This is a genomic window from Acinetobacter sp. ANC 4558 (assembly GCF_002135375.1).
Lineage (GTDB): Bacteria > Pseudomonadota > Gammaproteobacteria > Pseudomonadales > Moraxellaceae > Acinetobacter.
Genome location: NZ_NEGH01000006.1, coordinates 192,933 through 199,729, shown reverse-complemented (window position 1 = coordinate 199,729; position 6,797 = coordinate 192,933). Strand labels below are relative to the sequence as shown.

Genomic DNA, 6,797 nt, shown 5'->3' with positions numbered 1-6,797 from the left:
AAGATCCTAATCGAAAAGTTTTATTAAATGGGCAAGGATCAACAACCGAAGAAGCTTGTGAAAATGCCCTGAATAATTTCAATCAGGAGCCAACCCATGACTAAACAATGCTCTGAAGTTGAAGAATTGGAAACCGACAAACAAATAAACTCAATTGATCAGTTCATTACTGACGGCGGTTTTGATCAAGCTTTTAATGAAGTGTTTGGATTGCCTGAAAGTGCTGTAGAAAGTTTAAAGGAGGTTTGTTGATGGATAAGTATGTGACATCAAATTCTGTTTGTGAAATGTTTCATATTTCTAAACGTACATTAAACCGCTGGCAAGAAAAAACTCCTTGGGGAATTCCTTTCCCTGCTCCGATATTTGGTTCAGATGGTGGAACAATGAAACGCTATTTGACTCAAGATATAATTAATTGGGAATTACAAATAGAGGAATTAAAGAAAGTTATATAAAAGTGATTTAATCATAAATTTGTTTGATTTAAGCAATCTTAATTATTGTTCGCATTTTTTCATTCCTATATACTTACTGCGAATTTTACGGCTTGCTAAAATCTGAAATTTCAATTGTGTACAAAATAGTGTACATAAATAAAAAAGCAGGAAGCAAGAACTAACTTTACCTGATTATTTACAAAGGTTTAGGTAACATGGCATTAATCGTTCAAAAATATGGCGGTACTTCTATGGGTACTCCCGAGCGCATTTTAAATGTTGCTCGTCGTATCAAGCGTTGGCATGATCATGGTCACAAAGTTGTGGTCGTGGTTTCTGCCATGAGTGGTGAAACAAATCGCTTACTAGCGCTTGCAAAAGCCATTACCGAAACACCTGATCCACGTGAACTTGATCAAATGGTATCTACAGGTGAACAGGTAACGATTTCAATGTTAGCCATGGCTCTTAATTCCATTGGTGTTAAAGCAAGCTCTCTCACTGGTCGTCAAGTTGGCATCAAAACTGATAGCGCCTTTACGAAAGCACGCATCGAAGCAATTGATACCGATCTTATGACCAACTATTTAAATGATGGTCAAGTGATTGTTGTTGCGGGTTTCCAAGGTGTAGATCAGCATGGCAATACGACTACCTTAGGTCGTGGCGGTTCAGATACAACTGGTGTTGCACTTGCAGCTGCGTTAAAAGCAGATGAATGCCAAATTTATACAGATGTAGATGGTGTATATACAACAGACCCACGTGTTGCACCAAAAGCAAAAAAAGTTGATCGTATTTCATTTGAAGAAATGCTAGAAATGGCATCACTTGGATCAAAAGTTTTACAAATTCGCTCTGTAGAATTTGCAGGGAAATATCAAGTCCCTTTACGCGTATTATCTAGTTTTGATAATGACGATGATGGCGCATTCGACGAAGATTTCAAAAATAACGTCGGAACACTAATCACCACTGAGGCGGAAGACAATATGGAACAACCAATTATCTCAGGTATCGCGTTTAACCGTGACGAAGCAAAATTAACAATTCTAGGCGTACCAGATGAACCAGGTATCGCTTCAAAAATTTTATCTCCAATTGGAGATGCAAATGTTGAAGTCGATATGATTATCCAAAATGTCGAAGAAGATGGAACTACCGATTTTACATTTACTGTAAATCGTAGTGAATTACCAAAAGCAAAAGCTATTTTAGAAGCAACTGCCCAAGAAATTCGTGCACGCGAAGTTGCAACACGCTCAGATATTGTAAAAGTATCTATTGTTGGTGTTGGTATGCGCTCTCATGCTGGTGTTGCAAGTAAAATGTTTACTGCGCTTGCAAAAGAAGGCATTAATATTTTAATGATTTCAACATCTGAAATTAAAATTTCAGTGATTATTGATGAAAAATATTTAGAGCTTGCAGTACGTGCTTTACATACGACTTTTGGCTTAGATCGCGAACACGGTGAATCTAGCACACGTGCCTAGCGCACACTTTCCTTATATATTGTTTTAAATATCATACTTTAAAACAATATAAAAAATGAGCCACTAGCACTAGCACTAGTGGCTCTGTTATATTCTAATAAAGTAACTTAATAATTTAAACAATTTTGTATCTAACATGATGTTTATCACAAAATTCTGTTAAAATTTATAGACTTTTAGGTTGTGTCTTTTCCTACTTTTTTAAAATTGCAAGTTTAGCGTTTTGCAAGGAGATAAACATGCTGATTCTAACCCGACGTGTCGGCGAAACATTAATGATTGGGGATCAAGTCAGTGTAACTGTACTTGGTGTAAAAGGTAATCAGGTACGTATTGGTGTGAATGCTCCTAAAGAAGTATCTGTGCATCGTGAAGAAATTTATCAAAGAATTCAACACGAACGTGCTATGCACGAACATCTCCAACATATTGACCAAGATTATCAACCTTCTTTTGAAGAAGATAATTTTCAAAAAGATTTTAATCGTTAAGGTTAAAATCTTTTTTAATAAAGCGGCTTCTTAGCCGCTTTAATATTACTTATCACTCAAAAATTATTTATTCTCTAATACTTTACGTACTGGTCCAAAACTACGTCGATGTTCAGCAATAACGCCATGCTCAGCAATCGCAGCAAAGTGTGCTTTCGTTGGATAACCTTTATGCTTTGCAAAACCATATTGCGGATATTTTTTATCTAATTCAACCATTTCATAATCTCGAGCGACTTTCGCCAAAATACTCGCCGCAGAAATTTCTGGGTGAATAGCATCCCCACCAATAACGGCCTCACAACTCATCACTAGACCTAATGGAGTTTTATTGCCATCCACAAGTAAGTGATCAGGTTGAATATTCAACTTTTCTACTGCACGTCGCATGGCCAATAGAGATGCCTGTAAAATATTTATTTCATCTATTTCAGCCGCAGAACATTCAGCAATCGCCCATGCCAAGGCCTTTTCTTTAATTTCAATAAATAACTTTTCACGTTTTCTTTCAGTGAGCTTTTTAGAATCATTTAATCCTTCGATAGGATTTTGTGGATCCAAAATTACAGCTGCTGCCACTACAGCGCCAACCAATGGCCCACGACCTGCTTCATCTGCACCCGCAACTTTCTTCACAATATTTCTCACAACAAAGTTTTTAAACTAATCCGTATAAGTATAATATTAAATGCAAGAGAATAATGTAAATACACCTCATTCCATCATAAATGTTCTATTATTCAAACGTTCCGTTTCAGATCGTCACTTATATAATGGAATAAAATTATTATATACTTAACGTTTTAACAGCCTATAAAAAATGAATAATACAACTGAGTACTATACTCGCACCGCACAAGTCTTACATTGGATCATGGCAATCATCTTTATTCTTGCATGGATTATCGGGTTTTATAGTGGAAATTTTTTAAGCTATGATGTAAATGGAAGCTTCAAAGGGGATATGACGACCCTACATAAGAATATTGCGACCGTCATTATCTTTTTAGTCGTCATTCGTATTTTTTGGAGATATACCCACCCTGCTCCACAGTTACCAGACTCAATGTCACCACGCATGAAAACTTTCGCACATTTAGGACATTTAGCACTTTATTTTATGTTACTGGCACTCCCCATTACAGGCTGCCTTTTTAGTTGGAGTGCAGGTTATCCAGCACCCGTTTTATACTTATTTGATATTCCTGCATTAATTGGTAAAAATCCTGAAGTTACAGCAATCGTAAAACCATTACACATTTGGTTATCTTGGGCGGCTGGGCTTTTGGTGGTTGGACATTTACTTGCTGCACTAAAGCATCATTTTATAGATAAAGATAATATTTTAAATAGTATGACAAAACAGCCAAAATAATTATTTAAAACGATCTAGAAATCATACGATTCTAGATCGTTGCTTTTTTATTCATTACATATTAATTTAAAATTTGTTGCGCACATGTTCTTAAGCTTTTCAGTACTGCCTTAGAAACTAAGTCGCGATGCTCTGTTTCATTAAATGTACCCGATAGAGCCTTGACTGAGCTATCTTGCATCACTTCTTGATTCACACACTGACAAACACTTCTTTTCGTTGCAGTTTGTTCTTGTTGCGATTTCATAAGTAAAGCATTACGCCACACTCTAGAATCATTGAGTTCTCTAATACATTGTGACTCTACGACCGATTCTAAACTTTTCGAATCTGATGGTGATTTTGCCAAAACATTCATTGAAACAATTATACTTCCAAGAAAAGCCATCTGACCTATAAAGTTTATTAGCTTTTTTTGCATAAACATTACTTTTCATAAATAGACAGCAAAATTACTGCCTATTTATTATACACTATTTCTAGCTATATCAACAATATTTCTATTGAAACAAATTATTTACTTGATCAATATACAACTTTTTCTGTTCTGTCGAAATAAATGAAGCCTCAAATGAATTAATCGCTAAGGTTTTAATTTCATCATTGGTTAGATTTAACGCTTGTGTAATCGCAATAAAATTGTCATTCATATAACCGCCAAAGTAGGATGGATCATCTGAATTAACAGTAACATGAACGCCTTTTTGTAATAAACGACGAATATTGTGCTGTGACATATCTTCAACTACGCACAATTTTAAATTACTGAGCGGACATACCGTTAATGGCATTTTTTCATTAATTAATCTTTGCATGAGCTGCGCATCTTCTTCCGATCGAACACCATGATCAATTCGATTCACTTGCAATAAATCTAATGCTTCCCAAATATATTCTGGTGGACCTTCCTCACCTGCATGTGCAACAGTCAAAAATCCTTCTGCTTTTGCTTGAGCAAATACACGTTCAAATTTTGCTGGAGGATGTCCAACTTCACTTGAGTCTAGACCAACACCAATAATGTGCTCTTTATGAGGCAATGCTTGCTTTAAAGTTTCAAATGCACTGTCTTCACTTAAGTGACGTAAAAAACACATAATTAGATGTGAACTGATTCCTAGCTTTTCCAATGCATCATCACATGCACGCTTTAAGCCTAAAATAACAGTATCAAATGCCACACCACGATCTGTATGTGTTTGTGGATCAAAGAAAATTTCGCTATGCACCACATTATCTTCTGCACATTTCTCAAAATATGCCCAAGCTAAATCATAAAAATCTTGCTCTTGAATCAGAACATTGGCACCCGCATAATAAATATCTAAAAAAGATTGTAGATTATGAAAATTATACGCTTGTTTAATTTCATCTACAGATTTATAAGGAATTTCAATCTGATTACGTTGAGCGATTTTAAACATAAGCTCGGGTTCAAAAGTACCTTCTATATGTACATGCAATTCTGCTTTTGGTATTACACGAATTAAATCAAATTGATTCATTGTTATCCTCAAAAATAAAAAAGGTGTAAACACTGTCTACACCCTCTTGGACAAATTTAACGAATTAGCCACCAAATAAGGCAAACTTTAATGCCCAAAGTACAGCAACAATCCAAACCATATAAGGAACAGTCTTGGCTTTACCTGTCAATAATTTAATTAGTGCATAACTAATAAAGCCCATTGCAATACCATCTGCAATAGAATAAGCAAATGGCATAAAAATAATGGTTAAAAATGCAGGTGCGGCTTCTGTAATATCATCCCACTCAATATGAATGATTCCCTGAATCATTAATACACCAATAAAGAGTAAAGCTGGTGCCGTGGCGAAACCTGGTACAGACTGTGCCAAAGGTGCTAAAAATAAACACGCAATAAATAATACACCAACCACAATTGCCGTTAAGCCTGTACGACCACCTGCAGCAACGCCAGCAGAAGATTCGATATAAGGCGTTGTTGAAGAGGTACCTAATGCAGCACCTGCTACAATTGCAGTAGAATCGGCAAAGAGAGCCTTTTTCAAACGTGGTAATTTTCCGTCTTTCAACAAGCCAGCTCGATGTGATACACCAACCAAAGTTCCTGTAGAATCAAATAAATCAACTAGAAAGAATACAAAAATAACACCTATTAAACTTGCTTCAAATAAGCCTGTAAAATCCATTTGCATTAGGGTTGGTGCAAGAGATGGAACTTCCCCAATAACGCCTTGAAACTCGTTATAACCCAATACTGTAGAAATTGCTGTGATCACCAAAATACTAATGATCAGTGCACCACGAATTTTAAAATGATGCATCACAACAACGAGTAAAAAACCTAACAGTGCAAGTAGAACAGAAGGTTGTGTCAACTCTCCCAAGCCAACCAATGTTGCTGGGTTATCTACAATAATGCCTGCATTTTTAAGTGCAACAAGTGCAAGGAATAAACCAATACCACCACCAATCGCCAACTTCAGTGACATTGGAATTGCATTAACAATTGCCTCGCGAATTTTAAACATACTAATGGCAATAAATATACAACCAGAAATAAATACGGCTGCTAATGCGGTTTGCCAAGGCACTCCCATACCTAAACATACGGAATAGGTAAAATATGCGTTTAAACCCATTCCTGGTGCAAGCGCAATCGGATAGTTTGCAATAAGCCCCATTACAAAACAGCCAATTGCGGCTGCCAAGCAGGTTGCTACAAAGACTGCACCATGATCCATTCCTGTTTCGGATAAAATCATTGGATTCACAATAATGATGTAGCACATCGTTAAAAATGTAGTTACACCTGCTAAAACCTCTGTACGAAAGTTGGTTTTATTTTCACTTAGCTTAAACAGCCGTTCTAGCAAATTCTCTGCGGATGGATTAGGAGTCGTCATGACCTAGCCCCTATTAAGTAAACTCAGCGTAAATATTGAAAATTAGTTTTTCAATGTGGATTTACAATTTCATAGCAATGAATATGCCCATTTAAAAGCTAGA

Annotated in this window: 9 protein-coding genes; 5 read left to right on the top strand and 4 right to left on the bottom strand. The window is 36.1% G+C overall.

All coding sequences use genetic code 11. From position 1 onward, the window contains the following. Positions 1-96: 96 nt before the first annotated feature. The 4 genes from B9T31_RS17765 to csrA all read left to right on the top strand — a co-directional run bounded on the left by B9T31_RS17765 (position 97) and on the right by csrA (position 2,427). Entirely contained in the window at positions 97-252 is a 156-nt protein-coding gene (locus tag B9T31_RS17765) for a hypothetical protein (RefSeq protein WP_171264727.1), read from the top strand. Beyond that, the gene (locus B9T31_RS09455) at positions 252-458 is read left to right on the top strand and encodes a hypothetical protein (RefSeq protein WP_086181709.1); all 207 of its coding nucleotides are present in this window, start codon (positions 252-254) and stop codon (positions 456-458) included. The genes B9T31_RS17765 and B9T31_RS09455 overlap by 1 nt, the downstream gene beginning before the upstream one ends. 197 nt (positions 459-655) lie before the next feature. Continuing rightward, entirely contained in the window at positions 656-1,936 is a 1,281-nt protein-coding gene (locus B9T31_RS09450; RefSeq protein WP_086181708.1) for an aspartate kinase, read from the top strand. A gap of 239 nt (positions 1,937-2,175) precedes the next feature. After that, positions 2,176-2,427 carry a carbon storage regulator CsrA gene (csrA, locus tag B9T31_RS09445; protein WP_086181707.1) on the top strand — a complete coding sequence of 84 codons (252 nt, stop codon included), beginning with the start codon at positions 2,176-2,178 and terminating at the stop codon, positions 2,425-2,427. Positions 2,428-2,490: 63 nt separating this feature from the next. Here the strand turns inward: csrA and rnhB are convergent, their stop codons facing one another. After that, the gene (gene rnhB, locus B9T31_RS09440; RefSeq protein WP_322853501.1) at positions 2,491-3,066 is read right to left on the bottom strand and encodes a ribonuclease HII; all 576 of its coding nucleotides are present in this window, start codon (positions 3,064-3,066) and stop codon (positions 2,491-2,493) included. Positions 3,067-3,247: 181 nt separating this feature from the next. On the opposite strand from rnhB, the gene B9T31_RS09435 reads away from it, so the two are divergent. Beyond that, positions 3,248-3,802 carry a cytochrome b gene (locus B9T31_RS09435; protein WP_086181705.1) on the top strand — a complete coding sequence of 185 codons (555 nt, stop codon included), beginning with the start codon at positions 3,248-3,250 and terminating at the stop codon, positions 3,800-3,802. Between the two features lie 61 nt (positions 3,803-3,863). Here B9T31_RS09435 and B9T31_RS09430 read toward each other — a convergent pair whose 3' ends face one another. The 3 genes from B9T31_RS09430 to B9T31_RS09420 form a co-directional block, all read right to left on the bottom strand. After that, positions 3,864-4,223 (bottom strand): hypothetical protein, encoded by a 360-nt coding sequence (locus tag B9T31_RS09430; RefSeq protein ID WP_139840907.1) that lies wholly within the window; start codon positions 4,221-4,223, stop codon positions 3,864-3,866. A gap of 79 nt (positions 4,224-4,302) precedes the next feature. Beyond that, the gene (locus B9T31_RS09425; RefSeq protein ID WP_086181703.1) at positions 4,303-5,307 is read right to left on the bottom strand and encodes an adenosine deaminase; all 1,005 of its coding nucleotides are present in this window, start codon (positions 5,305-5,307) and stop codon (positions 4,303-4,305) included. Between the two features lie 64 nt (positions 5,308-5,371). Continuing rightward, positions 5,372-6,694 carry an NCS2 family permease gene (locus B9T31_RS09420; RefSeq protein ID WP_086181702.1) on the bottom strand — a complete coding sequence of 441 codons (1,323 nt, stop codon included), beginning with the start codon at positions 6,692-6,694 and terminating at the stop codon, positions 5,372-5,374. Positions 6,695-6,797: the final 103 nt, after the last annotated feature.

Excerpts from the sequence above, each read along its gene's own strand:
- B9T31_RS17765 (WP_171264727.1), top strand. The coding sequence starts at position 97 with ATGACTAAACAATGCTCTGAAGTTGAAGAATTGGAAACCGACAAACAA.
- B9T31_RS09420 (WP_086181702.1), bottom strand. The coding sequence starts at position 6,694 with ATGACGACTCCTAATCCATCCGCAGAGAATTTGCTAGAACGGCTGTTT.
- B9T31_RS09435 (WP_086181705.1), top strand. The coding sequence starts at position 3,248 with ATGAATAATACAACTGAGTACTATACTCGCACCGCACAAGTCTTACAT.
- B9T31_RS09425 (WP_086181703.1), bottom strand. The coding sequence starts at position 5,307 with ATGAATCAATTTGATTTAATTCGTGTAATACCAAAAGCAGAATTGCAT.
- B9T31_RS09430 (WP_139840907.1), bottom strand. The coding sequence starts at position 4,223 with ATGCAAAAAAAGCTAATAAACTTTATAGGTCAGATGGCTTTTCTTGGA.
- csrA (WP_086181707.1), top strand. The coding sequence starts at position 2,176 with ATGCTGATTCTAACCCGACGTGTCGGCGAAACATTAATGATTGGGGAT.
- B9T31_RS09450 (WP_086181708.1), top strand. The coding sequence starts at position 656 with ATGGCATTAATCGTTCAAAAATATGGCGGTACTTCTATGGGTACTCCC.
- B9T31_RS09455 (WP_086181709.1), top strand. The coding sequence starts at position 252 with ATGGATAAGTATGTGACATCAAATTCTGTTTGTGAAATGTTTCATATT.